The sequence below is a fragment of the Microbacterium oxydans genome (genome assembly GCF_026559675.1).
GTDB lineage: Bacteria > Actinomycetota > Actinomycetes > Actinomycetales > Microbacteriaceae > Microbacterium > Microbacterium oxydans_D.
This window is the reverse complement of sequence record NZ_CP092891.1, coordinates 2,599,980-2,626,147: the sequence shown is the minus strand read 5'-3', so window position 1 is coordinate 2,626,147 and position 26,168 is coordinate 2,599,980. Positions and strand designations below refer to the sequence as shown.

General features: G+C 71.3%; 22 protein-coding genes. 19 read left to right on the top strand and 3 right to left on the bottom strand.

Annotation, left to right across the window (positions count from 1 at the left end; all coding sequences use genetic code 11):
- Window positions 1–8: 8 nt before the first annotated feature.
- Genes MME74_RS12610 through MME74_RS12585 form a run of 6 tightly spaced genes read left to right on the top strand, consistent with a single transcriptional unit; the run spans window position 9 to window position 5,757 of the window.
- The gene (locus tag MME74_RS12610; RefSeq protein ID WP_267415386.1) at window positions 9–977 is read left to right on the top strand and encodes an ABC transporter permease; all 969 of its coding nucleotides are present in this window, start codon (window positions 9–11) and stop codon (window positions 975–977) included.
- Window positions 974–1,870, top strand: a complete 897-nt coding sequence (locus MME74_RS12605; RefSeq protein WP_267415384.1) for an ABC transporter permease — start codon at window positions 974–976, stop codon at window positions 1,868–1,870. The genes MME74_RS12610 and MME74_RS12605 overlap by 4 nt, the downstream gene beginning before the upstream one ends.
- Window positions 1,867–3,483 carry a dipeptide ABC transporter ATP-binding protein gene (locus MME74_RS12600; protein ID WP_267415382.1) on the top strand — a complete coding sequence of 539 codons (1,617 nt, stop codon included), beginning with the start codon at window positions 1,867–1,869 and terminating at the stop codon, window positions 3,481–3,483. Before MME74_RS12605 ends, MME74_RS12600 begins: the two co-directional genes overlap by 4 nt.
- Window positions 3,480–4,520 (top strand): putative FMN-dependent luciferase-like monooxygenase, encoded by a 1,041-nt coding sequence (locus MME74_RS12595; RefSeq protein ID WP_267415381.1) that lies wholly within the window; start codon window positions 3,480–3,482, stop codon window positions 4,518–4,520. Before MME74_RS12600 ends, MME74_RS12595 begins: the two co-directional genes overlap by 4 nt.
- Window positions 4,517–5,152, top strand: a complete 636-nt coding sequence (locus tag MME74_RS12590) for a CMD domain protein (protein ID WP_267415379.1) — start codon at window positions 4,517–4,519, stop codon at window positions 5,150–5,152. Before MME74_RS12595 ends, MME74_RS12590 begins: the two co-directional genes overlap by 4 nt.
- Window positions 5,149–5,757, top strand: a complete 609-nt coding sequence (locus tag MME74_RS12585; protein WP_267415377.1) for an alkylhydroperoxidase domain protein — start codon at window positions 5,149–5,151, stop codon at window positions 5,755–5,757. The genes MME74_RS12590 and MME74_RS12585 overlap by 4 nt, the downstream gene beginning before the upstream one ends.
- Before the next feature lie 9 nt (window positions 5,758–5,766).
- Here MME74_RS12585 and MME74_RS12580 read toward each other — a convergent pair whose 3' ends face one another.
- Together MME74_RS12580 and hrpA are read right to left on the bottom strand one after the other, a co-directional pair.
- Entirely contained in the window at window positions 5,767–6,711 is a 945-nt protein-coding gene (locus MME74_RS12580; protein WP_267415375.1) for a quinone oxidoreductase family protein, read from the bottom strand.
- Window positions 6,712–6,750: 39 nt separating this feature from the next.
- Window positions 6,751–10,668, bottom strand: a complete 3,918-nt coding sequence (hrpA, locus tag MME74_RS12575; protein WP_267415374.1) for an ATP-dependent RNA helicase HrpA — start codon at window positions 10,666–10,668, stop codon at window positions 6,751–6,753.
- 43 nt (window positions 10,669–10,711) lie between these two features.
- Between hrpA and MME74_RS12570 the strand changes: the two genes are divergently transcribed.
- The 8 genes from MME74_RS12570 (at window position 10,712) to MME74_RS12535 (ending at window position 18,930) form a co-directional block, all read left to right on the top strand.
- Window positions 10,712–11,956 (top strand): heparan-alpha-glucosaminide N-acetyltransferase domain-containing protein, encoded by a 1,245-nt coding sequence (locus MME74_RS12570; RefSeq protein WP_267415373.1) that lies wholly within the window; start codon window positions 10,712–10,714, stop codon window positions 11,954–11,956.
- Window positions 11,957–12,029: 73 nt separating this feature from the next.
- Window positions 12,030–12,599, top strand: coding sequence for an FMN reductase (msuE, locus tag MME74_RS12565; protein ID WP_267415372.1), 570 nt, complete (start codon window positions 12,030–12,032; stop codon window positions 12,597–12,599).
- A 47-nt stretch (window positions 12,600–12,646) separates the two neighbouring features.
- Complete coding sequence (locus MME74_RS12560; protein ID WP_267415371.1) at window positions 12,647–14,449, top strand: thioredoxin domain-containing protein; 1,803 nt, start codon at window positions 12,647–12,649, stop codon at window positions 14,447–14,449.
- 86 nt (window positions 14,450–14,535) lie between these two features.
- Window positions 14,536–15,447 (top strand): hypothetical protein, encoded by a 912-nt coding sequence (locus MME74_RS12555; RefSeq protein ID WP_267415370.1) that lies wholly within the window; start codon window positions 14,536–14,538, stop codon window positions 15,445–15,447.
- Window positions 15,444–15,803, top strand: coding sequence for a GntR family transcriptional regulator (locus MME74_RS12550; protein WP_267415369.1), 360 nt, complete (start codon window positions 15,444–15,446; stop codon window positions 15,801–15,803). The genes MME74_RS12555 and MME74_RS12550 overlap by 4 nt, the downstream gene beginning before the upstream one ends.
- Before the next feature lie 173 nt (window positions 15,804–15,976).
- A complete protein-coding gene (hisC, locus tag MME74_RS12545) occupies window positions 15,977–17,044 on the top strand; it encodes a histidinol-phosphate transaminase (protein ID WP_267415368.1) in 1,068 nt (355 codons plus the stop codon).
- Complete coding sequence (locus MME74_RS12540; protein WP_267415367.1) at window positions 17,041–18,444, top strand: amino acid permease; 1,404 nt, start codon at window positions 17,041–17,043, stop codon at window positions 18,442–18,444. Before hisC ends, MME74_RS12540 begins: the two co-directional genes overlap by 4 nt.
- 3 nt (window positions 18,445–18,447) lie before the next feature.
- On the top strand, window positions 18,448–18,930 hold the full coding sequence (locus MME74_RS12535; protein ID WP_267415366.1) for an Lrp/AsnC family transcriptional regulator: 483 nt from the start codon (window positions 18,448–18,450) through the stop codon (window positions 18,928–18,930).
- Between the two features lie 4 nt (window positions 18,931–18,934).
- On the opposite strand, the gene MME74_RS12530 is transcribed toward MME74_RS12535, so the two are convergent.
- Window positions 18,935–20,488 carry a dolichyl-phosphate-mannose--protein mannosyltransferase gene (locus MME74_RS12530; RefSeq protein WP_267415365.1) on the bottom strand — a complete coding sequence of 518 codons (1,554 nt, stop codon included), beginning with the start codon at window positions 20,486–20,488 and terminating at the stop codon, window positions 18,935–18,937.
- Window positions 20,489–20,550: 62 nt separating this feature from the next.
- Here MME74_RS12530 and rsmI point away from each other — a divergent pair, with 62 nt between their 5' ends.
- The 5 genes from rsmI to MME74_RS12505 all read left to right on the top strand — a co-directional run bounded on the left by rsmI (window position 20,551) and on the right by MME74_RS12505 (window position 26,164).
- On the top strand, window positions 20,551–21,378 hold the full coding sequence (gene rsmI / locus MME74_RS12525; protein ID WP_267415364.1) for a 16S rRNA (cytidine(1402)-2'-O)-methyltransferase: 828 nt from the start codon (window positions 20,551–20,553) through the stop codon (window positions 21,376–21,378).
- A 1-nt stretch (window position 21,379) separates the two neighbouring features.
- Window positions 21,380–22,477, top strand: a complete 1,098-nt coding sequence (locus MME74_RS12520; RefSeq protein ID WP_267415362.1) for a LacI family DNA-binding transcriptional regulator — start codon at window positions 21,380–21,382, stop codon at window positions 22,475–22,477.
- Window positions 22,478–22,656: 179 nt separating this feature from the next.
- Window positions 22,657–24,276, top strand: a complete 1,620-nt coding sequence (locus tag MME74_RS12515; protein ID WP_267415361.1) for an ABC transporter substrate-binding protein — start codon at window positions 22,657–22,659, stop codon at window positions 24,274–24,276.
- Entirely contained in the window at window positions 24,273–25,253 is a 981-nt protein-coding gene (locus MME74_RS12510) for an ABC transporter permease (RefSeq protein WP_267415360.1), read from the top strand. Before MME74_RS12515 ends, MME74_RS12510 begins: the two co-directional genes overlap by 4 nt.
- The gene (locus MME74_RS12505; RefSeq protein WP_267415359.1) at window positions 25,250–26,164 is read left to right on the top strand and encodes an ABC transporter permease; all 915 of its coding nucleotides are present in this window, start codon (window positions 25,250–25,252) and stop codon (window positions 26,162–26,164) included. The genes MME74_RS12510 and MME74_RS12505 overlap by 4 nt, the downstream gene beginning before the upstream one ends.
- Window positions 26,165–26,168: the final 4 nt, after the last annotated feature.

Sequence of the window (26,168 nt, the reverse complement as noted above, 5' to 3'; positions counted from 1 at the left end):
GTGACACGATGAGCTTCGTCCTCCGACGAGCCGGGCAGGCCGCGATCGTTCTGATCGCGGCCTTCACGGCCACCTTCTTCCTGCTGCAGCTGCTGCCGGGCGATGCGATCCTGATCAAGTTCTCCGACCCCAGCCTCGGGCTGTCGCCGGATCAGCTCGACAGCATCCGCGCCACCTACGGGGCGGACCTGCCCTGGTGGGAGCAGTACCTGCACGCGGGTCTCGGCTTCCTCGCCGGAGACTTCGGCTTCTCGACCCAGTTCGGCACCCCGGTGCTGACGATGCTGGCCGAGGCCCTGCCGGCGACGCTGCTGCTCGCGTCGCTCGGACTCGTCGTCGCGCTGCTGCTGGCCGTCCTGATCGCGGGTCTGTCCTCGCTCGCCCCGTTCGCGTGGCTGCGCGACGGTCTGCGCCAGGTGCCGGGCCTCTTCGTCGCGGTGCCGGTCTTCTGGCTCGGCATCCTGCTCATCCAGGTGTTCTCGTTCGGACTGGGCTGGGTGCCGATCGTCGGCGCCGATCCGGTGCGCGGGCTCATCCTCCCCGTCCTGACCCTCGCGGTGCCGATCTCGGCGCCGCTGGCCCAGGTGCTCGTCCGCGCGATCGATCAGGTGCAGGCGCAGCCGTTCGTCACGGTGGTCCGCGCGAAGGGCGCGCCGCCGCTCTGGGTGCTGACGCGCTCGGTCGCCCGCAACGCCACCGTGCCGACCCTGACGATCGCCGGTGTGCTGTTCGGCGAGCTCGTCGGCGGCGCCGTGGTGACCGAGACCGTGTTCGGGCGCACGGGCATCGGCCGGCTGACCGAGCAGGCGGTGGCGAACCAGGACATCCCGGTGCTGCAGGGCGTGGTCCTGCTCTCCGCCCTGGGGTTCGTCATCATCAGCTTCGCGGTCGACCTCGTCACGCCGCTCATCGATCCGCGCCAGCGCACCGTCGCCTCGTCCCGCTCGCGGCGCGCCCTTCAGGAGGTGCCCGCATGACCGCTCCCGCGATCACCGAGCCGCTCGTCGCATCCGACGGCGCTCCGGCCCCGGTCCCGCCGACCCCGCCGACCAACGCCCCGCGGCGCCGCGTGCTGCGCGGCCGCTCCTGGGGGCTGTATCTGGCGTTCGCGGTCGTCGCGCTCGCCGTGCTCTGGGCGGTGATCCCCGGGGTGTTCGCACCGGGCGACCCGCTCACCGGCGTGCCGGCCGACAAGCTGCTGCCGCCCAGCGCCGCGCACTGGTTCGGCACCGACACGCTCGGCCGCGACCTGTTCGGCCGGGTCGTGCACGGCGCGGTGCACTCCCTCTCCGGAGCGCTCATCGCGGTCACCGTCGGCCTCGCGCTCGGTACGCTGCTCGGCGCGATCGCCGGTGCGGTCGGGGGTGTCGTCGACGACGTCCTGATGCGGGTGGTCGACGTGCTGCTCGCGATCCCCGGGCTGCTGCTGTCGCTCTCCGTGATCATCCTGCTCGGCTTCGGCACGGTGAACGCCGCGATCGCGGTCGGTCTCGGCAGCGTCGCGGCGTTCGCCCGCCTGATGCGGGCCGAGGTCGCGCGCGTGCGCCGGACCGAGTACGTCGAGGCGGCCTTCGGCAGCGGGGCGACGTTCTTCGCGGTGCTGCGCCGCCACGTGCTGCCGAACTCGCTGACCCCGATCGTCGCGCTCGCCGCGCTGCAGTTCGGCACCGCGATCCTCGCGATCTCGACCCTCGGTTTTCTGGGGTACGGGGCGCCGCCGCCCACGCCCGAGTGGGGGCTGCTGATCGCGGACGGCCGCAACTACGTCGGCACCGCCTGGTGGCTGACCGCGCTTCCCGGCCTCGTCGTCGTCGCCGTCGTCCTCAGCGCCAACCGGATCAGCCACCGCATCGGAAGGAGCGTGCGATGAGTGTTCTCTCCGCGACGGATCTGCGCATCTCGTACGGCGGCCGCGAGGTCGTCCACGGCATCTCGTTCGAGATCGCCGAGGGGCAGACCCTGGCGCTGGTCGGCGAGTCCGGCTCGGGCAAGTCCACCACCGCGCACGCTCTGCTCGGCCTGCTGCCCGCCGGCGGACGGGTCGACGGCGGGCGTGTGCTCCTCGGCGACCTCGACATCTCCGGGTGGTCGGATCGCGCGCTGCGCGGGATCCGCGGTCCCGAGATCGGGCTCGTGCCGCAGGACCCGACGACCTCGCTCGACCCGGTGCGTCCGATCGGCACGCAGGTCGAGGAGATCCTGCGTCTGCACGGACACAGCGATCGGCGGTCGCGTCGTGCGCGCGCCATCGAGCTGCTGGACCGGGTCGGCATCGACGACCCGGACCTGCGGGCGCGCCAGTATCCGCACGAGCTCTCCGGCGGCATGCGGCAGCGGGTGCTGATCGCGACCGCGATCGCCCTGCGTCCGCGCCTGTTGATCGCGGACGAGCCGACCAGCGCGCTCGACGCCACGGTGCAGCGCAAGGTGCTCGACCTGCTCGACGAGCTGCAGCGCGAGGAGGGCACCAGCATCCTGCTCGTCACGCACGACCTCGGCGTCGCGGCCGACCGGGCGGAACGCCTCGTCGTGCTCAAGGACGGCCGGATCGTCGAGCAGGGCGCCAGCGCGGCGGTGCTCGCGGCGCCGGGCGACGCCTACACGAAGCAGCTGCTCGCCGACGCACCCGCGTTCGCGACCGGATTCCGTCGCCCCGAGGCCCCGCCGTTCCTCCGGGACGCAGCCGCCGTCGCGGCCGAGCATCCGTACGCGATCGTCGCGGAGGGTCTCGTGAAGGAGTTCCGGGTCGCCGGACGCGAGCGGTTCCGCGCGGTCGACGACGTCTCGTTCCGCGTGCGCAGGGGCACCACGCATGCGCTGGTGGGGGAGTCGGGGTCGGGCAAGACCACGACCGCGCGCCTGGTCACCCGCTTCCACCAGCCGGACGCCGGGACCATCGAGGTCGCGGGCGCCGACGTCACCCGTGCGCAGCGGGAGCAGCTGCGCACGCTGCGACGACGCATCCAGCTCGTGTATCAGAACCCGTTCGCGTCGCTGGATCCGCGGCAGCAGATCGTCGACATCGTGGCCGAGCCGCTGCAGAACTTCCGCGTCGGCAGTCGCGCCGAACGACGCGATCGCGCCCTCGCCCTGCTCGACCGGGTCTCGTTGCCCGCGGACGTGGCGCGCCGCACCCCGCGCGAGCTCTCCGGAGGGCAGCGCCAGCGCGTCGCGATCGCCCGCGCGCTCGCGATCGACCCGGAGATCGTCGTGCTCGACGAGGCCGTGTCGGCGCTGGACGTGACCGTGCAGGCCCGCATCCTCGAGCTGCTCACCTCGCTCCAGGCGGAGCTCGGACTCACCTATCTGTTCATCTCGCACGACCTCGCGGTGGTGCGCAGGATCAGCCACACGGTCTCGGTGATGCGCCGGGGCCGGATCGTCGAGGAGGGGCCGACCGAGGAGCTCTTCCACGACCCGCAGCACGACTACACCCGGGAACTGCTCGCCGCGGTCCCCGGACGAACGGAGACCGTCGTATGACCACCGCGCCCACCGTCGCCTTCTTCACGCGTCTGCTCGACGACGCCGCACCGGCCGACCGCTACGCCCTGGCGACGGCGCAGATCCAGCAGGCCGAGCGTCACGGCATCGGCCGGGCCTGGGTCGCCCAGCACCACTTCCACGCGGCCGAGGGCGGGCTGCCGTCGCCGCTGGTGTTCCTCGCGCACGTCGCGGCGCGCACGAGCCGCATCCGACTGGGCACCGGGGTGATCACGCTGCCGCTGGAGGACCCGGTGCGGGTGGCCGAAGACGCCGTGGTCGCGGATCTGCTCTCCGGGGGGCGTGTGGATCTGGGGCTCGGCAGCGGGGGAACCCCGTCGTCGTTCGCGCCCTTCGGGGAGGACGTGCGCGACAAGGGACCGACCTACGACCGCAAGCTGCGCCTGCTGCTCGACGGTCTGGCCGGGCGCGACGTCGGGGCCGGGAACACGCTGTATCCGGACGCCGGCGACCTGGCCGACCGGGTCTGGCAGGCCACGTTCTCGGTACCGGGCGGACATCGCGCCGGCATCCACGGGCACGGGCTGCTGCTCTCCCGCACCCAGCCGCGCGGGGTCGATCGTCTGCACGCGCCGCTGTCGGAGCTGCAGGACCCGATCATCGACGCCTACCTCGACGCCCTCCCCGACGGCGCGACGCCACGGATCACCGCCTCGCGCACCGTGTTCGTCGCGGACGACCGCGCCGAGGCCCTGCGGTTCGCCGAGGTCGGACTGCGCCGTGCGGCCGAGGGGTTCCGGCGCCAGGGTCAGACGATCCCGGGCGACGGCATCGACGACCTCATCGCCGCGCTGGACACCCACCTGGGGACGCCGGAGGAGGTGGCGCACTCGCTCGCGGCCGACGCCACGCTCGCCCGCGCGACCGAGGTGGCCTTCCAGGTGCACTCCGTCGACGCGCCGCACGAGCACGTGCTGCGTTCGATCGAGCTCTTCGCCGCCGAGGTCGCTCCCGCCCTCGGCTACGCGCTCACCCCTTCCCCCGACGACACCCTCACCCTCAAGGAGAACGCATGACAGACGACATCGTGGATCAGATCGCGGGGGTGACGCCCGAGCTCGATGCGCTGCGGCGCCGTCGGCCGGTGACCAGGGAGCAGCTGCAGGCGAGCTTCGACGCCCTGTTCCACCCGGTGTCGGTCGAGCACGTCTCGCCGGCGGAGCGCGAGCTGGTGGCGGCGTTCGCCACGGCCCTCGCCGGTGCCGAGGACGCGACCGCGGCCTTCTACGCCGCCCGTGCGCAGGACGCCGCTCCGCAGCTGGCGGCCGTGGTCCTCGACGAGGCGGCGGGGGCGGCCGGCAGCGGACCCTTCGGGGCCTACACGGAGCTCGGTCTGCAGGACGAGAACACGGAGGGGACGCGATACACCCCGTCCGAGGCGGTCACCACGGCCGTCGGGGAGCGCCTCGCCGCGGCTCTCGCGCACACCCACCTGCTGGTCTTCCGCCCTCGCGAAGCCTCGAGCGCCGACCTCGGCCGCCTGCTCGACGCGGGCTGGTCGACAGACGGGATCGTGACCCTGTCGCAGCTGGTGTCGTTCCTCGCGTTCCAGCAGCGCGTGGTGACCGGACTCCGGGTGCTCACCGCCGCGGGACTGACCGCGACCGACGCCGCCACCGCAGAGAACTCCGAGGAGGAGGCCGCATGACCGCCGAGCAGACCGTGCTCCGCCACGACGACGCCCCGCACCCGCACGCGTTCACCCGCGGCGAGGTCGGCTGGGTCCCGCACCTCGAGCCGCTCGCGGAGGAGGAGCTGACGGAGCGGCACTACGAGGGCCTCGTCGAGGCGGCGCGCGCGAAGAACGACTACTTCCGCCTGCTCGCGCGCGACCCCGAGGTGCTCAGGGCGCGCACGCTCGTCGACAAGGACATCTTCTACAACGCGGCGGAGGGTCTGCCCCGCGCCGACCGCGAGCTGGCGGCGACCGCGGCCTCCCGTCGCAACGGCTGCGTCTTCTGCGCCTCGGTGCACTCGCGGTTCGCCGCGCACCACAGCAAGCGCACGGACGATGTCGACCTGCTGCTGGAGGAGGGTGTCGAGGCCGATCTCGGCGAGCGGTGGAACGCGATCGTCGCCGCATCCATCGCCCTCACCGACACGCCGAGCGCTTTCGGCGAGGACGAGATCGCGCGGCTGCGCGCCGCCGGACTCGACGACCTGGAGGTCGCCGACGTGATCCACGGCGCCGCGTTCTTCAACTGGGCGAACCGGCTGATGCTCTCGATCGGCCGACCGGTGGCGCCGGCCTGATCGGAGCCGCTACGGCACCAGGATGATCTTGCCCGAGGCGGCGCCGGACTCCATGAGCTCATGGGCCTGCGCCGCCTCGGCGAGCGGCAGCTGCGGGCCGAGCTCGATCGTGAAGTCGCCGGAGTCGAGGAGGGCGATCGTCTCGGGCATCGCCTCGGCGCGCCAGGCGAGCTCCTGCTCGGTGAGCGGCACGGGAGAGCCGCCGGAGAAGGCGCGGATGCCGAAGGACGCGGCATCCGGTCCGCGCACGATCGTGGCGATCCGGTCGCGGTCGGCCACGAGGGCGAGCGACGTCTCGATCGCCTCGTCGGTGCCCGCGCCGTCGAGCACCACGGTGACCGGCGCCGGAGCGGCGTCGCGAACCCGGTCGAGCAGTCCGTCGCCGTAGGCCACGGGGATCGCACCGAGCTCGCGCAGCTGGTCGTGACGGGCGGGGCTCGCCGTGGCGATGACGGTCGCGCCCCAGGCGACGGCGAACTGCACGGCGGCCTGTCCGACGGCTCCGGAGCCCGCGTGCACGAGCAGCACGTCGTCGCTCGTCACACCGAGCGAGCGCAGCGCCTGGTAGGCGGTGCCGGCCGGGATGCCGATCGCGGCGCCCTCCGCGGTCGTGACGGAGTCGGGGAGCTTCGCGAGCTTCGTCGTCGGCACCGCGATCGCCGAGGCGTAGGTGCCCTGCGCCTCGCGGATGGCGACGCGATCTCCCACCGCGAAGTCGTCGACCCCCTCGCCGAGCGCCTCGACCACGCCGGCTCCGTCGAAACCGACCCCGCGGGGCTCGGTGATCGGCGGGGAAGGCCGCTTGTGGGCGCGGAGTTTCGCATCGATCGGATTGGCACCGGCCGCCTCGATCCGGACGACGACCTCGCCGCGCGCAGCGACGGGGTCGGGGATCTCGATCAGGTGCAGGACATCGGGGGAACCGAACTCGGTGTAGACGATCGCGCTGGCCATGCGTTCAGGCTACCGGCGTCGGAGACCTCCGGGCGCGGATCAGCGGCCGGAGAGCGCCTTCAGGATGCGCTGCGGCGACACGGGCTGCGCCGTCCCGAGGCGCTGGGCGAAGACGCTCACGCGATACTCCTCCAGCAGCCAGCGCACCTCGACCAGGGCGGGCGGGGCATCGGGCGCGAGCGGGATCGTTCCTCCCGCATCCTCGAACGCCTTCGCCATCCGTTCGTACTCGGTCATGCGCGCCCGGTCCTTGCCCGGCTCGCTTCCCAGCGTCTTCAGCCGGTCGAGCATCCCCTCCAGATATCGCGGGAAGTGCGTGAGCCGGTCGGCGCCGGCGGCGGAGACGAACCCCGGATGCAGCAGCCCGCTGAGCTGGGTGCGGATGTCGTTGAGCGGGCCGAGCAGGGCGAGGGAGTTCTGCGACTTGATGCCCCGCTCGACCTCGCGGGACTTCGTGAGGATGCGCGCGACGAGCGACACGCACGCGAAGAGCTCGTCGACGAGGACGGCCGAGACCGCGTCGCGCACCCGCGTGAACTCGGCCTCGCTGCGCACGATGCCGTCCGGCACGATGCCCTGGATGACCTTGCGGGCCACCGCCGCGCGGCAGTCCTCGATGAGGGCGGCGGCGGACGGGTAGGGCGAGGCTGCGAGCGCGAGCTTCTCCTGGCTCGTGAGGTGCTGCTGCACGTACGAGGAGGGGGAGGGCACGCCGAGCAGCACGAGTCGCAGCACCCCGTCGCGCGTGGCTGCGGCCGCGGCATCCGGCGTCGACTCGACACGGACCGACACGCTCTTGCCCGCATCGATGATCGCGGGGTAGCCGCGCACCACACCGCCGGCGACCCGGGTGTCGAGCACCTCGGGCAGCTCGCCGAAGGTCCAGGCCGTCAGACCGGTCTGCTCGACCGGTGCGGCGGCGACCCGCTCCGCACCGCGGTTCCCGCCCGGCGCTCCGGAACGCGGCGGAGCGGCGATCGAACGGGCGACACTGCTGCGCGCGCGGTCGGAGAGCTGCGTCTGCAGCGCGCGCAGGTCACGCCCGGAACCGACCACCCGGCCGCGCTCGTCCACGGCGCGGAAGTTCATCCGCAGGTGGGCCGGCACCCGCTCGTCGTCGAAGTCGGCCGCCGAGACCAGCTGGTTCGCGAGCGGCTGGATGCGCCGTGCGAGAGCCTCCTTGAGCGTGCGCGGGGGCAGGCCGCCGTGCGACTCCGGTCCCTCCTCGGTGAGCTCGGCCCCGAACTTCTCGGCCCAGTCGGCGGCGGGCACGACGTGGCGACGGATCGCCTTCGGCAGCGCGCGCAGCAGACCCGTCACGAGCTCGGCCCGGAGCCCGGGGACCTGCCAGTCGAAGCCGCGGTCCTCGAGCTGCGCGAGCAGAGGGAGGGGTACGACCACGCTGACGCCGTCGTCGTCCGCTCCCGGCTCGAACCGGTAGGCGAGGCCGAGCACCTGATCGCCCTGCGTCCACCGGGTCGGGAATTCGCGCTGATCGGCACGCTCGGCGTCGTCGATCAGGTCGCTCTCGCGCATCACGAGCAGCTTCGGCGTCGCCGCCATGGCCTCTCGCCACCAGCTCTCGAACGACCGCACGTCGAACACGTCGGCGGGGATGCGCTCGTCGTAGAACCGGAACACGGCCTCGTCGCCGGCGAGGATGTCGCGACGGCGCTCGCGCTCCTCCAGCTTCTCGAGGCGCTTGCGCAGCTCGGCGTTGCTGCGCCAGAACGCGCTCACACGCTTGTCGATCCGCGTCGGGTCCCACTCGCCCTCGACCAGCGCGTGCCGCACGAACAGCTCCCGCGAGGCGGCCCGGTCGATGCGGGCGAACTGCACGCGTCGCCGGGGGATGATCTCGAGCCCGAACAGCGTCACCTTCTCGAACGCGACGGCGGCACCGGCATCCTTCGACCAGTGCGGCTCGGTCACCTGACGCTTGGCCAGGTCGCCGGCGAGGGGCTCGGCCCACGCGGGGTCGATCGCGGCGACCGTGCGGGCGAAGGTGCGCGAGGTCTCGACGATCTCGGCGGCGATCACCGCGCGCGGGCTCTTCTTGCGCAGTCCGGAGCCGGGGAAGATCGAGAAGCGGATGCCGCGGGCTCCGCGGTACTCCGCGATGCGCCGCCCCTTCTGCTCCTTCGCGGGGGAGTGCGCCTTGCCGGCCGGTGCCGTGCGCTCGTCGAGGAGTCCGATCTGCGACAGGAGCCCGGAGAGCAGGGCGCGGTGGATCGCGTCGGGGTCGCTCGTCCCGTCGGCATCACCGGTGCGGTCGGAGGTCTTCACGAGCGTCCGCAGCTGGCGATGCACGTCGAACCACTCGCGCACCCGCACGTAGTTCAGGTGCTCGGAGCGGCACAGCCGTCGGAACGCGCTCGATCCGAGCTCGCGCTGCTGCTCGCGCAGGTGGTTCCACAGGTTCAGCAGGGTCAGGAAGTCGCTGGTCGGGTCGACGAACCGCGCGTGCAGACGGTCGGCCTCGTCCCGACGCTCCTCGGGGCGCTCGCGCACGTCCTGGATCGTCATGCCCGAGACGATCGCGAGCACGTCGCGCGTCACGGTGCCACCGGAGCCCGCCCTGCCGGCCTCGATCAGCATCCGCGCGAACCGTGGATCGATCGGCATGCGCGAGATGTCGCGACCCGTGCGGGTGAGGTGCGGGGCTCCATCACGACGGGACGGTTCGACGGCGCCGAGCTCGGTGAGCAGGTCGAAGGCGGCCTTCACACCCCGCGAGTCGGGCGGAGTGAGGAAGGGGAACGCGGTGATGTCGCCGAAGCCGAGCGACAGCATCTGCAGGATGACGGAGGCCAGGGAGGTGCGCAGGATCTCGGGCTCGGTGTACTCCGGCCGCCGGTCGTAGTCCTCTTCGGAGTACAACCGGATGGCGATGCCGTCGCTGGTGCGGCCCGCGCGACCCGATCGCTGGTTCGCGGAGGCCTGCGACACCGCCTCGATCGGCAGCCGCTGCACCTTGGAGCGGTTGCTGTACCGGGAGATGCGCGCCGTGCCGGTGTCGACCACGTACTTGATGCCGGGCACGGTGAGGCTCGTCTCGGCGACGTTCGTGGCGAGGATGACGCGACGGCGCACGCCGGCGACCCTGCTGCGCTCGAACACCCGGTGCTGGTCTGCGGCGGAGAGGCGGCCGAACAGCGGGAGCACCTCGGTGGGCGAGCGATCGTTCGCGTACGCGCCGCGCACGGCGTCGGCCGCATCGCGGATCTCCGCCTCGCCCGGAAGGAACACCAGCACGTCGCCGGGCGCCTCGCGGTCGAGCTCGCGGAGCGCGGCGACGATCGCCGACACCTCGTCCTCCGGCTCCGCGGGCGCGTCCTGGTCGTCCGCATCCTCGACCGGCCCGCGGTAGCGGATCTCCACGGGATACGTGCGCCCGGAGACCTCGATGATCGGGGCGGGGGTGCCGTCCGCCGCGGCGAAGTGCTTCGCGAAGCTCTCGGGGTCGATCGTCGCCGAGGTGATGATGACCTTCAGGTCGGGGCGCTCGGGCAGGACGCGGGCGAGGTACCCGAGGAGGAAGTCGACGTTGAGGGAGCGCTCGTGCGCCTCGTCGATGATGATCGTGTCGTAGCGCGTGAGCAGCCGGTCGCGGTGGATCTCGTTGAGCAGGATGCCGTCGGTCATCAGGGCGATGCGGGTGGCGTCGGACACCTTGTCGGTGAAGCGCACCTTGTAGCCGACCAGCGTTCCCAGCTCGACCTGGAGCTCTTCGGCCACGCGCTCGGCGATCGTGCGGGCGGCGAGACGTCGCGGCTGCGTGTGCGCGATGCGCTCCCGCCCGAGCTCGAGCGCGATCTTCGGGAGCTGCGTGGTCTTCCCGGAGCCCGTGGCCCCCGCGACGATCACGACCTGGTGGTCGCGGATGGCGTCGGCGATCTCCGCCCGGGCAGCGCTGACCGGCAGCTCCGGGGGATAGGAGATCACGGGGGAGGACATAGCCCTCCATCGTATGACGGGATCGGCACCCTACGATCATCTGGTGATCAATGCTCTCCCTCCCGTTCGGTGGTTCCGCACGTTCGGACGGCCTCCGCGCATCCTCGGCCTGGACGTCGCCCGGGCTCTGGCGATCCTCGGGATGGTCGGAGCGCACATCGGCGAGACCGAGCCGTTCGACTGGTTCGACCCGGCGACGTGGACGGATCTGGTGCACGGACGCTCGTCGATCCTGTTCGCGGTGCTGGCGGGAGTCTCGATCGCCCTGATGACCGGCCGCAGCACGCTCCCGGAGCGCGAGCGCATCCCGAGCATCCGGCTGAACCTCGTCGGCCGCGGCGCCGTGATCTTCGTGGTCGGCCTGGCGCTGGAGATGCTCAACACCCCGATCGCGGTGATCCTCACCCTCTACGGTCTGCTCTACGTCGCGGTCATCCCGTTCCTGCGCTGGCGGCCGTGGCAGCTGCTGGCCGGGGCGGGGGTGCTGGCGCTTCTCGGACCCGCGCTCCTGGCGTTCCTGAACGCCGTGATGCTGTACCCCTTCGGCTCCGGCATCGGCTTCGTCCTCTACGGCACGTATCCGATCACGGTGTGGATGGCCCTCGTGCTGGGCGGGATGGCGCTCGGCCGCCTCGGTGTCGAACGGATCCGCACCGCGGTGATCGCCCTGTGCATCGGGGTCGGTCTCGCCGTGGTCGGGTACGGCCTGGGGGCGATCGGGCAGTCCGCCGGCATCACCGGATCGAGCAGCAGCAGCTCTTTCGTGGACGGCAGCTCTTTCGTGGACGACAGCTCCTTCACGGGCGGCGACTCCCTTACGGGCGGCGACTCCCTCACGGACAGCAGCTTCGGGAGCATCGTGTCGTCGCCCTCCGGATGGGACGGATACCCGGCGTCGCTCGCTGATGCGGATCCGCTCGGCGCCGCGCTCGCCGCGGTCTTCTCTGTCGAACCGCACAGCGGGGGAACCGCAGAGGTCCTCGGCTCGGGCGGTTTCGCGCTCGCGGTCATCGCGCTGTGCGTGCTGCTCAGTCGGCCCCTGCGCTGGCCGATGCTGCCCTTCGGCGCCCTCGGCTCCATGCCGCTCACGGCATACAGCGCACACGTCCTGTCGATCACGGCGGTCGGCGGCCCCGGCGCCTTCTTCTCGAGCAACGTGTTCTGGGCGGCGACCGCCGTCGGTCTGCTGCTGGCGGCGACGGCGTGGTCGATGTTCCTCGGCCGAGGACCGCTGGAGCGCCTGGTCGGACGAGGCGCGGCGGCGATGGCGGCGATTCCCCGACGCTGAGCCGCTTCGAGCCCACATGACGCCGCGTGTCGGATCGGGAGACACGTGGCGGCGTCGCGAGTACCGTCGAGGCATGACAGCTCCGTTCCGCGTCGTCGCCGTGTCGGGTTCCCTGCACGAGCCGAGCAAGACGACCGCCCTCGTCCGCGCGATCACGGCCGCGATCTCCGAGCGCGCCGAGGTCGAGTCGCAGCTCATCGAGCTGACGCAGATCGGCCCCGGCCTGGCCGGAGCGCTGCAGCGCGACCAGCTGCCGCCCGAGGTCGAGGCGCAGCTGCAGGCGATCGAGTCCGCCGACCTGCTGATCGTGGGCAGTCCCGTTTACCGCGCCTCGTTCACCGGGCTCTTCAAGCACCTGTTCGACTTCGTCGGCCAGTACGACCTGGTGGGCAAGCCGGTGCTGCTCGCGGCGACCGGCGGCGGCGAGAAGCACGCCCTCATCATCGAGCACCAGCTGCGTCCGCTGTTCGCCTTCTTCCAGGCGCTCACCCTTCCGGTGGGCGTCTACGCGAGCAACACCGATTTCGACGGGTACGAGATCACGTCGGACGTGCTGCACGCGCGCATCGCGCTGGCCGCGGAGAGGGCCCTGCCGCTGGTGGGCTACGCCGCCTCGCGTCCGGTCGAGCTCCTCGTCAGCTGATCGCGCACCCGTGACCGCACACCCGCCGTGCGGCGTAGCGTGAGGGCATGACCAACCGGCTCGCCGACACCCTCAGCCCGTATCTCCGCGCGCACGCGGACAACCCGGTCGACTGGTTCCCCTGGGGCGAGGAGGCGTTCGCCGAGGCGCGCCGCCGCGATGTGCCGCTGCTCATCTCCATCGGGTACTCGACGTGCCACTGGTGCCATGTGATGGCACGGGAGTCGTTCGCCGATCCGGCGACCGCCGCCCTCATCAACGAGGGGTTCGTGGCGGTCAAGGTCGATCGCGAGGAGCACCCCCAGGTCGACGGCGCCTACATGGCCGCCGCTTCCGCCTTCACGCAGAACCTCGGGTGGCCGCTCACCGTGTTCGCCACACCACGAGGACGCACCTTCTACGCCGGCACCTACTGGCCGCCGGAGTCCCGAGCCCCGCTGCCGGCCTTCCGGGAGGTGCTCGCGGCCGTGCGGGAGGCCTGGACCGAGCGCCGGGTGCAGGCGGAGGAGTCGGCGGATGCCGTGACCGACGCGCTCGCCCGCGCGGCGGAGTCCACGCCCTCGGAGCTGCCCGACGTGGTCGCGATCGCGACGGCGGCGGAGACCGTCGCGCAGCGGGAGGACCGGCAGTTCGGCGGCTTCGGCGGCGCACCGAAGTTCCCCGTGGCGACGACGCTGCGGTTCCTGCAGCACCCGGTCGTGCGGCAGGGTGCCCCGGATGCGGCGGCGTCGGCCACCCGAGCCCTCGCCGCGATGGCGGGCTCCGACCTGCGCGATGCCGACGGTGGGTTCTTCCGGTACGCGACCCGGCGCGACTGGACGGTGCCGCACTACGAGCGGATGCTCACCGACAACGCGCAGCTGCTCGACGTCGCGCTCGAGGCGGGGGACGAGCAGACCGTGCGCGGCATCGCGTCCTTCCTGATCGACGTGCTGCGTCGCGACGGCGGCGGGTTCGGCGCGGCGCAGGACTCGGAGTCGATGATCGACGGCGCTCGCAACGAGGGCGGCTACTACCTCCGTCCCGTCGCCGAGCGAGCAGGGCTGGAGCCCCCGGCCGTCGACGGCAAGGTGATCACCGGGTGGAACGGCCTCGCGATCGGCGCGCTCGCCCGGGCGGGGGCGGCTCTCGGGGAGCAGCCCTGGATCGATGCCGCGGCGACGGCCGCCGACCGGGTGCTGCGGGTGAACCGGAACCCCGCGGGTGCCCTCGTGCGCACCTCTTTGGAGGGCCGGGCGTCCGCCGCGGTGGCGACCGCCGCCGACCTCGGGCTCCTCGCCGACGGCCTGTTCGCCCTCGCCCTGGCGACCGGAGACGCGGAGTGGGCCGTCACGGCGCGCGGCATCCTCGACGACGCGCTCGCGGGGAGCGGCGGCGACGATCCGCTGCTGTCCGTCCAGGGCATCGCGACCTCGCCCGACCAGACCGACGGCGACCTGCCCTCCGATGCCGCGGCGGTCGCCGGCGCTGCCCTCACCGCGTGGTGGCTGGGAGCGGGGGACCGGTACCGGGAGGCGGCCGTCGCGACCGTGAGCGCGCTCGCCGCGCGGTCGATCGGGCAGCCGTTCGCCCACGGCACCCTGCTGCGGGTGGCCGCGGGGCTCGCCGTTCCACCGCGCCAGGTCGTCGTGGTGACCGCCACCCCCGACGGTGCACTCGCGGGTGCCGCCCGAGGAGCCGAGGCCGAGGTCGTCGCGATCGTCACGCCGGCGCAGGCACACGCCTTCGCGGATGCCGGGTTCGGGCTGTTCGAGGGCAAGGACACGACGGCCGAGCGCGCCTACGACTGCCGCGCGTTCGTGTGTCGGCTGCCGGTCAGCGATCCGTCCGAGGTGTCCGCCGCGCGCTGACGCCGAGCATCCTCGTGTAGCAATGGATTGACACACGGAGTCCCGTTTGTGTACCGTTCCAGTGGTACACGAAAGTGGGGGTGGTCATGTCCGGGCTCGCGGTGATGGGGTACGTGCTGGGCGTCGTCGTGGCGGCCGTCGTGGTGTGGTTCGCGGTGCGGCGTCGGCCGCGCGAAGCCCTCGCCGGGCGCCTCGTCCCGGTGATCCGCGCCGCACGGCGTCGCGCCATGATCGCCGTCCTGTTCGCGGCCACGGTGTTCCTGGTCGTCGCGGTCGCGGGGATCACGATGCCGCAGCTTCTCGGGCTGCCGTTCGCGGTCGCACCGCTCATCGCCGGTGCAGCGGGCATGTTGTTGTACGGAGCCACTCCTCCACGCCTGGTCGCGCTGCAGTCAGACGAGCCGCGAGTCGCCCGGCTCGTGCCGCGGTCGGTGCTGTCCGCCCTGCCGGCACGGCGGGCGGGCGCCTTCCTCACCGCGGTCCTGGCACTCGTCGTCCTTCTGATCCTCGGAGGGGTGACGGCCACCCTCGATGAGGACGGGCGCTCGCGCGTGCTCTCCGTCGAGGCGCACGGTGTCTCGTCCTGGGCGCGTCCATACCCGGGCTGGTTCTACGGGATTCCCGTGCTCATCGCGCTCGCGGTCCTCGTCGTCAGCGTGCTCATCGCGCTGCACCGTATCAGCACGACGCCGGCGTTCCCGCGGCCTTCCGACGCCGACATCGATGCGCGCTGGCGCCGCGGCTCGGTCGAGGTCATCCTCGGGCTCGGCACCGGCTCCGTCCTGTTCGCGCTCGGCGGGATCGCGGCGATGACCGGGATCTCGATGGTGAACGTGATGCTCATGTCGAGCCCCGCGTTCGCCTGGTCCGCGGTGGCGAACACCCTCTGGATCGGCGGAGGCGTGGCGCTCGTGCTCAGCATCGTCAGCGTCGCACTCGCCGGCCTGACTGCCGCCGCGCTCGGCGAGCAGGCGAGCGGGATGCGACCCTTCCGATGATCTCCGTCGATCCGTCCGGTGCGATCGCGCCGTTCGAGCAGGTGCGGTCGCAGATCGCCGACAGCATCCGCTCCGGTGAGCTCCCGGAGGGTTACCGGCTGCCGTCGATCAGGCAGCTCGCCGCAGACCTGCGGGTCGCCGCGGGCACGGTCGCGAAGGCCTACACCGCGCTGGAGGCGGAGGGGCTGATCGAGAGCAGCCGTGCGCGTGGCACGCGAGTGCGAGGGGGGCATGCCCACGGGACGCGCGTGCGCGAGGCGGCCAAAGCCTTCGTCGCCGCGGCGGACGGGATCACTCTCGACGAAGCGCTCGGCGCGGTGCGCGCTGCTTGGGGAGCTGCGCCCCACGGCGGTTGACAGATCTCCTGTGCAATCTGCCTAGGGATTCGCGGCGAGACGCACGCTGGTTGCGCGAGTTGCGCAGCATCCGATGAGCCGATTGTCCAGTGCGTGGCATCCGTTCTACTGTTGCGCGACAGCAGGCGGTACCACCAGGTCCGCCGCCCGATCACAGCAAGGATGCTCTGACGATGCCCCTCCCCACCCGTGCCGGACTCGACGCCGTTCCCGCGTACCGACAGGGGCGCTCCGCCCCGGCCGGTGCCTCGAAGCTCTCCTCGAACGAATCGCCGCATCCGCCCCTGCCGTCGGTCGTCCGGGCCGTGCGCGAACGCCTCGAGGGAATCAACCGCTACCCGGACATGAGCGCCGCCGCACTGCGCGCGCAGCTGGCCGCGCGGTACGGCGTCGACGCCGCCGAGGTGACCGTGGGTGCCGGGTCGGTCGAGATCGCGTCGCAGCTCATCCACGCGGTCGCCGGCGACGGCGACGAGGTCGTCTTCGCGTGGAGGTCGTTCGAGGCCTACCCCTCGCTCATCCGCATCGCCGGTGCCACACCCGTCCCGGTTCCGCTCGACGTCGATCATGCGCACGACCTCGACGCGATGCTCGCCGCCATCACCCCGCGCACCCGGCTGATCTTCGTCTGCAACCCGAACAACCCCACCGGGACCGTCGTCGGCGCCGACGAGCTCGAGCGCTTCGTCGCCGCGGTGCCGCACGACATCCTCGTCGTGGTCGACGAGGCCTACGTGCACTTCGATCGCACCGAGAGTCGGGGTGCCGGCATCGAGCTGTTCCGGCGGCACCCGCACGTGGCCGTGCTGCACACCTTCTCGAAGGCCTACGGGCTCGCCGGACTCCGCATCGGAGACGCGATCGCGCCGGCGGCCATCGCCGAGAACCAGCGCAAGGTCGCCGTGCCCTTCGGCGTGACCGATCTCGCGCAGACTGCGGCCCTCGCCTCGCTGGATGCCGAGGACGAGCTCGCCGCCCGCATCGATGAGGTGGTCGCGCAGCGCGATCGGCTGTACGACGTGCTCGTCGCCGCCGGATGGCCCGCCGTCCGCTCCCAGGCCAATTTCGTGTGGGTGCCGTCGGGCGATCGCACGGCGGAACTCGAGAGTCTGCTGCAGGCGGGTGGGGTGGTCGCACGCGCCTTCGCGGACGAAGGCGTGCGCATCTCCTCCGGATCCGCGACCGACATCGACCGCGTGGAGGCCGCGCTCGCCGCCGAGCTCGTCGAGGTGAACGCATGACCGGCGACCGCCTGACCGAGGTCCCGCCGACCACGACGACCACCAAGGGGCTGCACCCGGGGCTCACCCGCCGACAGATCTCGATGATGGGTCTCGGCGGCGCGATCGGCGCCGGACTGTTCGTCGGATCGGGGCAGGCGATCAGCATCGCCGGTCCCGCCGTCCTGGTGTCGTACCTCGTCGCGGGCGGCATCGTCGTGCTGGTGATGGCGATGCTCGCCGAGATGGTCGCAGCGCGACCGAGCTCCGGCGCCTTCAGCTCCTACGCGCAGAAGGCGATGGGGCGGAGCGCCGGCAGCGCCGTGGGCTGGCTCTACTGGATCCAGCTGGTCGTGGTGATCGCGGCCGAGGCGACGGGCGCGGGGGCGATCGTGGCGAACTGGACTCCCGGCATCCCCGCCTGGGTGTGGGTGCTGATCTTCGTCGTGGCGCTGACCGCGGTCAATCTGTTCGGCGTGCGCAACTACGGCCGCTTCGAGTTCTGGTTCGCGGCGATCAAGGTCGCGGCGATCATCGCGTTCCTCGTCGTGGGCGTGTGCGCGATCATCGGTCTCATCCCGGGAGTGCCGGCCACCGGCATCTCGAACCTCGTCGACAACGGCGGCTTCGCCCCGAACGGTATCACCGGCATCGCCGGCGCCCTGCTCATCGTGGTGTTCGCGTTCGGCGGCACCGAGGTCGTCGCGATCGCCGCCGCCGAGTCGAACGACCCCGCGCACAACATCCGCCGCATCGTGCGCGAGGTGCTCGTGCGCATCCTGGTCTTCTACGTCGGATCGATTTTCGTGATCGTCGCGGTACTGCCCTGGAACGACCCCGCGGTGAAGACGGGCCCGTTCTCGGCGGTGCTCGAGACGCTCAACGTTCCGGGCGTCGGCCTCGTGATGGATCTCATCGTGATCATCGCGCTGCTCTCGGCCATGAACGCGAACATCTACGGCGCCTCCCGCATGGCGTACTCGCTGGGGGAGCGCGGGCTCGCCCCGCTGGCGGCGACCCGCACGAGCCTCAAGGGCGTGCCGTTCGTCGCGGTGCTGGCGTCGGTGGCCTTCGGGTTCGTCACGGTCGGGCTCAACTGGGCCTTCCCCGACGTGGTGCTCCCCGCCCTGCTCAACGTCGTCGGCTCGACGCTGCTGGTGATCTGGACCGCGACCGCGGTGGCGCAGATCATCCTCCGTCGCCGTGCGGATCATGCGGGCGAAGCGATGCCGATGCGGATGTGGGGCTTCCCCTGGCTGTCGTGGCTGTGTCTGGTGCTGCTCGCCGCCGTGATCGCCCTCGCGATGATCGACCCGGCCGCGCGCATCCAGCTGCTGCTCACGCTCGGTCTCACCGGCGTGCTCCTCCTCGTCGCCCGCGCGACCCGGAGCATGGCCCGACCCGGCGTCGTGCGGGAGTAGTCGATGCGCATCGATCGTCTCGACGCCCAGCTCATCCGACTGCTCACCGAGTCGCCGCAGCTGCCGATACTGGAGTGCGCGCGGCGGCTCGGGATCGCCCGCGGCACCGCGACGAGTCGCCTCGCGCGCCTGCACGAGGGCGGGGTGATCGAGGCGATCGTGCCGCGCATCGACCCGGCCGGCTTCGGATACGGCGTCGTCGCCTTCTGCCTGGTCGAGATCGACCAGAAGGTCGGGCACGACGACGTGGCCGCGGCCCTCGCGGATGCGGTCCCGGAGATCGTCGACATGCACACCGTCACCGGTGCCAGCGACATGCAGCTGCGCCTGGTGGCGAGGGATGCGACGCAGTTGCAGGAGGTGCTCGACCGGGTCGCCCTGGTGCCGGGCGTCGCGCGCACCGCGTCGTCCATCGCCATGCGCACGCACCTCTCCGGACGGGTCCTCCCGCTCGTGGAGCACGTCGCGACGGACGATGCCGTCTAGCTCGTCACACCCAGCCGGGCATCCAGTTGTGCAGCAGCCAGAACTCGTACGGCACGCTCATGCCGGTCCACAGCGGCAGGAAGAACGCCGACACCAGCACCACGAACACGAGGAAGATCATCACGGTCCGCTCGCCTGACTGGCGGCGGTACAGCGGATCCTCGCGTCTGCCCGCGATGATCCGCAGCGTCATGGCGAGCGCGAGCACCAGGAACGGCATCATCACCACCGTGTAGAACTGGAAGATCGTGCGCTCGGGGAACATCAGCCACGGCAGGTAGGTGACCGCGAGACCGACCAGCGGGATGCTCAGCTCGACGCCGATCGACTGCCGCGTGATCCAGCCGCGCACCAGCCGGTAGAGCAGGTAGACGGCCGCGGCGACCCCGCCGTACCAGATGAGCGGGTTCGGGACGGCGGAGATCACGCCGATGCAGTGATCGGTGCCGCAGCCCGCCGGGTCGGAGTCGACCCAGACCGCGGTCGGGCGCAGCAGGAGCGGCCACTGCCACGCGGGACTCGCATAGGGGTGCCCGCTGGTGAGGCCGACGTGGAAGCCGAGCATGGACTGGTGGTACTTCCACAGCGCGATCAGCGGGTTCGAGTCGCTCTGGCGGTCGTAGCCGCCGGCGGTGACGAACCAGCCCGTCCAGCTGATGAGGTACACCGCGAGTGCGGGGAAGACCAGGAGGACGAACGACACCGGGCCCTGCCGGAACGCGGCGGCCGTCGGCCACAGCACCACGCCGGCCCGACGTCGCGCCAGTGCATCGGTGACGACGATGTACAGGCCGAAGCCCGCCAGCGCGTAGAGCCCCGACCACTTCACCGCACAGGCCGCGCCGAGCGCTGCTCCGGCCGCGATCAGCCACGGTCGGCGCCAGAGCACGGGACCCCAGAACGGGTCGGGCGCCTCGTCGTCGCGCCGCTCGAGCACCGGGATGGTGCGCTCCCGATCGATCAGCACGAACAGCACGCCGAGCAGGAGGAAGAACGTCAGGATGCCGTCGAGCAGGGCGATCCGGCTCATCACGATGCTGAGGCCGTCGATCGCCAGCAGCGTGCCCGCCACACTCGCCACGATCACGGAGCCGCTGAGGCGCCGGGCGATCAGGTACACCAGCAGCACGGAGCCGGTGCCGAGCACCGCGGTCGCCAGGCGCCATCCCGCGCTGTTGTCGGGACCGCCGATCGCCATCCCGAGGGCGATGAGCCACTTGCCGAGTGGCGGGTGCACGATGAACGAGCCCACGTCCGAGAGCGGCAGGTCCTTCATCGTGAGGAACGCCTCGTTGGCGTTCTCGCCCCAGGTGCCCTCGTAGCCGAGGGTCCACAGCGACCAGGCGTCCTTCACGTAGTAGGTCTCGTCGAACGCGAGCTGGTGCGGATGGGCGACGCCGATCAGGCGCAGCAGCGCGGCCAGGGCGGTGATGACGAGCGGGGCGAGCCACCGGATCGCCCGTCCCCAGTCCGGGGCGTGCAGCACCCGATCGCGGAGGCGCCCGTAGCGCGTCAGCCGCTCCTCGGGAGCGGGAAGCAGGGGCACGGGCGCGGTCACCGCTCCAGCCTAGACAACGGGTGTTCTCCGCCGGCTGCATCCTGCCCGCCTAAGCTGGGCGGGTGATCATCCTCGCCGCCACTCCGATCGGAAATCTCGGCGACGCGTCCCGCCGCCTCGTGGAGGTGCTGGAGAACGCGGAGGTCGTCGTCGCGGAGGACACCCGGACGACGCAGCGCCTGCTGAAGGCCCTGCACATCGACAACCGCCCGCGTCTGATCGCGCTGCACGACCACAACGAGAAGCAGAAGGCCGCCGAGCTCGCGGCCCTCGCGGCGGAGACCGACATCGTGGTGATGAGCGATGCCGGGATGCCCACCGTGAGCGACCCCGGCTACGGACTGGTCGCCGAGGCGGTCGCCCAGGGCGTCACCGTCACCGCGATCCCCGGGCCGAGCGCGGTGCTGATGGCCCTCGCGATCTCGGGTCTGCCCACCGACCGCTTCACGTTCGAGGGCTTCCTCCCGCGCAAGCCGGGGGAGCGGCGCTCGACCCTGCGCGCGCTCGCGGCGGAGCCCCGCACCATGGTCTTCTTCGAGTCTCCCGCCCGCCTCGCGAGCGCCCTCGCCGACATGGGCGCGGCCTTCGGCGACGAGCGGCGGATCGCGGTGTGCCGCGAGCTCACGAAACTCTACGAAGAGGTCCGTCGCGGCACGGCATCCGAGCTCGTCGCCTGGGCGGAGAACGGCGTGAAGGGCGAGATCGTGGTGGTCGTCGAGGGGGCGGCCCGCCGCGACGCCTCGCCGGAGGACGCCCTCGCCCAGGTGCAGCAGCTCGTCGCCGACGGCATCCGGCTGAAGGACGCCGCGTCCGAGGTCGCGGCGCTCACCGGGCTCTCCTCGCGAGACCTCTATCAGGCCGCACTCGCCGCCCGCTCCGGAGGAGCGTGACGTGAGCAAAGCGGCGACCGTGTACGACGTGGCCGACCGGGCCGGCGTCTCGATCGCCACGGTCTCCCGTGTGCTGCGCTCGCCGGATGCCGTGCGTCCGGTCACCCGGGAGCGCGTGCTCGATGCCGTGGCCGCCCTGGGGTATGTCCCGAGCGGCAGCGCCCGCGGACTCGCCGAGCGTCGCACCGGGGTGCTCGGGCTGTACTTCCCCGGGTTCGACGCGGCCGACGAGGCACCGGCCCTCGATGCGCTCTCCGGCGAGGAGTCCCCGCCGTTCACGGTCGTGCAGAGCGGCGCGGACGACGAGGATCACGCGGCGATGCTGTTCCTCGACGAGGTGCTCCGGGGGGCGGAGCTGGAGGCGTGGAAGCAGGGCTTCGTGCTCATGGTCGGCGTCGGGCGCGACGATCCGGACCGTGCGACGGTGCGCGACATGGCCGGCCGCGTCGACGGCCTCATGGTCCTCGCGAGCAGCGTGCCGGACGAGGTGCTCGCCCGGCTGGCTCGGCGCATCCCCGTCGTGGTGCTGTCCGGCCCGCCGCGCGGTGACCACTACGACCACGTGACGGTGAGCAACGCCGAGGCGATGGCGGAGCTGACCCGCCACGTGCTCGCCCAGGTGGAGGACGCGCCGCTCGCGTTCCTGGCGGGGCCGACGGACTCGCCCGACGGAGCCCAGCGGTGGGAGGGCTTCGCCGATGCCGTGGCGGGCGCCGGGCGCCCGGTGGAGGAGGTCCGTGTCGTCCGCGGCGACTTCACCCGCGCCTCGGGGCGTCGCGCGGCGGAGGAGCTGCTGCGCTCCGGGCCGCCGGCGGCGCTGATCGCCGCGAACGACCAGATGGCTCTCGGGGCGCTGGACGCGTTCCGCACCGCGGGCGTGCGCGTGCCGGAGGACGTGCTGGTCACGGGGTTCGACGGCATCGAGGCGGCGGTCCTCTCGCAGCCGCCGCTGACCACGATCAGGCAGCCGATGATCGAGCTGGGGCGGGCGGCGGTGCAGGTCCTCGCGCGCCGCCTGGAGCACCCCGAGGCCGAGCCGATCATGGCCCGGCTGCCCGTGCGGATCCTGCTGCGGGAAAGCTCTCTGCGCCCTTCCTGATCGGCGCGACGCATGACCCGGCGTCGGTGTCAAGGGGTTGCGATCGCAAAATGTATGCGCTTACACTCGCTGAGGCGGCGCAGGCCGTCGGTCATGACAGAGACGACATGAGGTGGCAGATGTCAGGTGGCAGAACACCGAGAGGGCGCTTGATCCGGCGCTGGCGCAGGGCGGCGATCGTGGGACTCGCGGCAGCCGCGGTCGCACTGAGCGGCTGCAGCATCCAGATCACATCCCAGCCCGATCCATCGATCGGCGACGACACGATGCTGATCAACGCCGATCACGGCAACCCGTTCTTCACCAGGAACTTCAACCCGTATCTCACCAACACGCGCACGGCGTCGCGGTGGATCTACGAGCCGCTGATCCTGATCAACCCGCTCGACGGTGCGCAGAACCCCTGGCTCGCCTCCGAGTGGTCCCAGCCCGACGCGCGCACGATCGTGATGACGATCCGCGATGACGTGAAGTGGAGCGACGGCGAGGACCTCACGCCCGACGACGTGGCCTTCACGTTCCAGCTCCTGAAGGACAACCCCTCCCTCGACATCAAGGGCGCCTGGCAGCACCTCGACAGCGTCGAGACCGACGGGCAGGACGTGGTCCTGCACCTGAAGACCGAAGACGCCCCGTCGCTGTCGATCCTCGGGCAGACCATGATCGTGCCCGAGCACCTCTGGGCCGACGTGAAGAACCCCGACACCTACCGCAACGAGAAGCCGGTCGGCACCGGGCCCTTCGTGCTCGGCAACTACAACGACCAGCAGTACTCGATGGACAAGAACCCCGACTACTGGCAGGCCGACTCCATCGAGATCGAGCACATCGTCCTCCCCGCCACGAACTCGCAGCTCGACACCGTCAGCCGCGGGTACGACTGGGCCTACGCCTTCATCTCCGACGTCGAGGGCACCTGGGGTGCGGCGAGCGACCACAACTCGTGGTGGTTCCCGCCGGGCGGCGTGATCGCGCTGATGCCGAACCTCGAGGTCGCGCCGTTCGACGACGTGAACGTGCGTCGTGGCATCGCGCTCTCCCTCGACCGCGAGGAGATCGCCGAGACCGCCTCCGAGGGATACATGAAGCCGGCCGGTCAGACCGGGCTCATCCTCCCCAACCAGGAGCAGTACCTCGACCCCAGCATCCCCGACCAGGGCATGATCACGCAGGACAGGGATGCGGCGCTCGCGGCCTTCGAGAAGGCCGGTTACACCCTCGACGGCGACCGGCTTGTGAACGCCGACGGCGAGCAGCTCGAGTTCGCCCTCACCACGGCCAACGGCTTCACCGACTGGACCAGGGCGGCGCAGACCGTGCGCAGCCAGCTCGCCGACGTCGGTGTGAAGGTCACTCTCAAGCTCCCGCAGCCGGCGGGGTATCAGAGCGCGATCAGCAACGGCGACTTCGAGATGGCGATCGGCGGCATGGGCAACGGCGACGTCTACCAGGCCTACAACAACCTGCTCTCCAGCGAGTTCTACGTGCCGTCGGGAGAAGCGACCGCGAACAACTTCGAGCGCTACAGGTCCGACGAGGTCGACGCGCTGCTCGCCGAGTACCGCGAGACCGTCGACCCCGCCCGCCAGGCCGAGATCGTGAAGGAGCTGCAGGGCATCGTCTACGACGAGCTGCCCGTGATCGGCCTCTACTACGGCGGCATCTGGGGCCTGTTCAGCGACGCCAAGTTCACCGGCTGGCCGAGTGAGGAAGACCCGTACATGATCCCGCAGAACTACGACTCCGCGCCGCTGGGGATCTTCACGCACCTCAAGCGCGTCAAGGGGGACGACCGATGAAGTACGCGCTCCAGAAGTTCGGCCTGTTCGTGCTCACGCTGTGGGCCGCGGTCACCCTGAACTTCTTCCTCCCGCGCATGATGCCGGGCTCCCCGGCGGATGCCGCGATCGCCAAGCTGTCCCAGAACGGACCGGTGTCCGACGCCACGCGCGCCGCCATCGAGGCGCAGCTCGGTGTCCCGACCGGGTCGCTGTGGGATCAGTACATCGCCTACCTCGGCCAGGTCGTCCGGCTCGACTTCGGCGTCTCGTACACGTTCTACCCGCAGTCGGTGTCGAGCATGGTCTCCACGGCGCTGCCGTACACGATCGGGCTCGTCGGGATCGTCACGGTCCTCGCGTTCGTGATCGGCACCCTCATCGGCGTCGCGGCCGCCTGGCGCCGCGGCACCTGGCTGGACTCGCTGCCGACGCTGACCGGGTCGTTCCTCAGCACGTTCCCGTACTTCTGGACCGCGCTGCTGCTGCTGTTCTTCTTCGGCTACGTGCTGCACTGGTTCCCGACGACGGGCGCCTACTCCGCGACGACGACTCCCGGCTTCACCTGGGACTTCCTCGGGGATCTGCTCAGCCACGCGTTCCTCCCCGCCCTGACGATCCTGCTCACCTCGCTGGGCGGCTGGATCATCGGGATGCGCAACGCCATGATCAACACGCTCGGCGAGGACTACATCACGTTCGGCGAGGCGAACGGCCTGCACGGCCGCACGATCGCCCTCCGCTACGCCGCACGCAACGCGATCCTGCCGAACCTCACCGGCTTCGGGCTCACGCTCGGAGGCGTGGTCGGCGGATCGATCCTCGTGGAGCAGGTCTTCGGATATCCCGGCATCGGGTATCTGCTCTTCAACGCCGTGATCGGACAGGACTATCCGCTCATGCAGGCGCTCTTCCTGATGATCACCGTGAGCGTGCTCATCGCCAACTTCCTCGTAGACATCCTCTACGGGGTTCTCGACCCGAGGACTCGCCGATGACCTCCACCATGAACGTCAAGATCCCCGCCGAGCGCATCGCCGCGCCGAGCCCCTGGCGCGCCTTCGGGCGCATGGTCGCCACGCTCTGGAGCAACGGCAAGGCGCGACTCGGGCTGTGCATCCTCGCCTTCTTCGTGCTGGTGGCGGTGTTCGCCCCCGTCCTCGCCCCGTACGGCGCGAAGGACAACACCTTCGAGCGCAACGCCGACGCGTCCTGGGCGCACTGGCTCGGCACGACCGCCGCGGGGGAGGACGTGCTCAGCCAGCTCATCTACGGCGCGCAGATCAGCCTCCTGGTCGGCTTCGCGGCCGGCATCCTGTCCACCATCGTGGCCGTGCTCATCGGGCTCAGCTGGGGCTACATGCGCGGTTTCGCCGGCGAGGTCGTCGGCTTCATCGTCAACCTGTTCCTGGTGATCCCGGGGCTCCCGCTGATGATCGTGATCGCCGCGTACCTGCAGAACGGCGGCATCCTCATGATCATCGCCGTGATCGTGGTGACCGGTTGGGCGTGGGGTGCTCGCGTGCTCCGCAGCCAGACCCAGTCGCTGCGCGGGAACGACTTCGTCACCTCGGCGCAGTTCTCGGGGGACAGCAGGACGCGCATCGTGTTCCGCGAGATACTGCCGAACATGACGTCGATCATCGCCGGCACGCTCTTCGGGGCGGCGACGGCGGCGATCCTCGCGGAGGCCGGGCTGGAGTTCCTGGGCCTCGGCGACTCCAGCATCGTCAGCTGGGGCACGATGCTTTACTGGGCGCAGAACTCCAACTCCCTGCTCACCGGGCAGTGGCTGCTGCTGTTCGCCCCCGGTCTGTGCATCGCACTGCTGGCGCTGAGCCTGACACTGATCAACTTCGGCGTGGACGGCATCTCCAATCCGCGCCTGCGAGAGGGGAAGGGCCGATGACCGC

What these genes read in the sequence shown, in the direction of transcription:
- MME74_RS12610 (WP_267415386.1), top strand. Translation starts at nt 9, where the DNA reads ATGAGCTTCGTCCTCCGACGAGCCGGGCAGGCCGCGATCGTTCTGATC.
- MME74_RS12605 (WP_267415384.1), top strand. Translation starts at nt 974, where the DNA reads ATGACCGCTCCCGCGATCACCGAGCCGCTCGTCGCATCCGACGGCGCT.
- MME74_RS12600 (WP_267415382.1), top strand. Translation starts at nt 1,867, where the DNA reads ATGAGTGTTCTCTCCGCGACGGATCTGCGCATCTCGTACGGCGGCCGC.
- MME74_RS12595 (WP_267415381.1), top strand. Translation starts at nt 3,480, where the DNA reads ATGACCACCGCGCCCACCGTCGCCTTCTTCACGCGTCTGCTCGACGAC.
- MME74_RS12590 (WP_267415379.1), top strand. Translation starts at nt 4,517, where the DNA reads ATGACAGACGACATCGTGGATCAGATCGCGGGGGTGACGCCCGAGCTC.
- MME74_RS12585 (WP_267415377.1), top strand. Translation starts at nt 5,149, where the DNA reads ATGACCGCCGAGCAGACCGTGCTCCGCCACGACGACGCCCCGCACCCG.
- MME74_RS12580 (WP_267415375.1), bottom strand. Translation starts at nt 6,711, where the DNA reads ATGGCCAGCGCGATCGTCTACACCGAGTTCGGTTCCCCCGATGTCCTG.
- hrpA (WP_267415374.1), bottom strand. Translation starts at nt 10,668, where the DNA reads ATGTCCTCCCCCGTGATCTCCTATCCCCCGGAGCTGCCGGTCAGCGCT.
- msuE (WP_267415372.1), top strand. Translation starts at nt 12,030, where the DNA reads ATGACAGCTCCGTTCCGCGTCGTCGCCGTGTCGGGTTCCCTGCACGAG.
- MME74_RS12560 (WP_267415371.1), top strand. Translation starts at nt 12,647, where the DNA reads ATGACCAACCGGCTCGCCGACACCCTCAGCCCGTATCTCCGCGCGCAC.
- MME74_RS12555 (WP_267415370.1), top strand. Translation starts at nt 14,536, where the DNA reads ATGTCCGGGCTCGCGGTGATGGGGTACGTGCTGGGCGTCGTCGTGGCG.
- MME74_RS12550 (WP_267415369.1), top strand. Translation starts at nt 15,444, where the DNA reads ATGATCTCCGTCGATCCGTCCGGTGCGATCGCGCCGTTCGAGCAGGTG.
- hisC (WP_267415368.1), top strand. Translation starts at nt 15,977, where the DNA reads ATGCCCCTCCCCACCCGTGCCGGACTCGACGCCGTTCCCGCGTACCGA.
- MME74_RS12540 (WP_267415367.1), top strand. Translation starts at nt 17,041, where the DNA reads ATGACCGGCGACCGCCTGACCGAGGTCCCGCCGACCACGACGACCACC.
- MME74_RS12535 (WP_267415366.1), top strand. Translation starts at nt 18,448, where the DNA reads ATGCGCATCGATCGTCTCGACGCCCAGCTCATCCGACTGCTCACCGAG.
- MME74_RS12510 (WP_267415360.1), top strand. Translation starts at nt 24,273, where the DNA reads ATGAAGTACGCGCTCCAGAAGTTCGGCCTGTTCGTGCTCACGCTGTGG.
- MME74_RS12505 (WP_267415359.1), top strand. Translation starts at nt 25,250, where the DNA reads ATGACCTCCACCATGAACGTCAAGATCCCCGCCGAGCGCATCGCCGCG.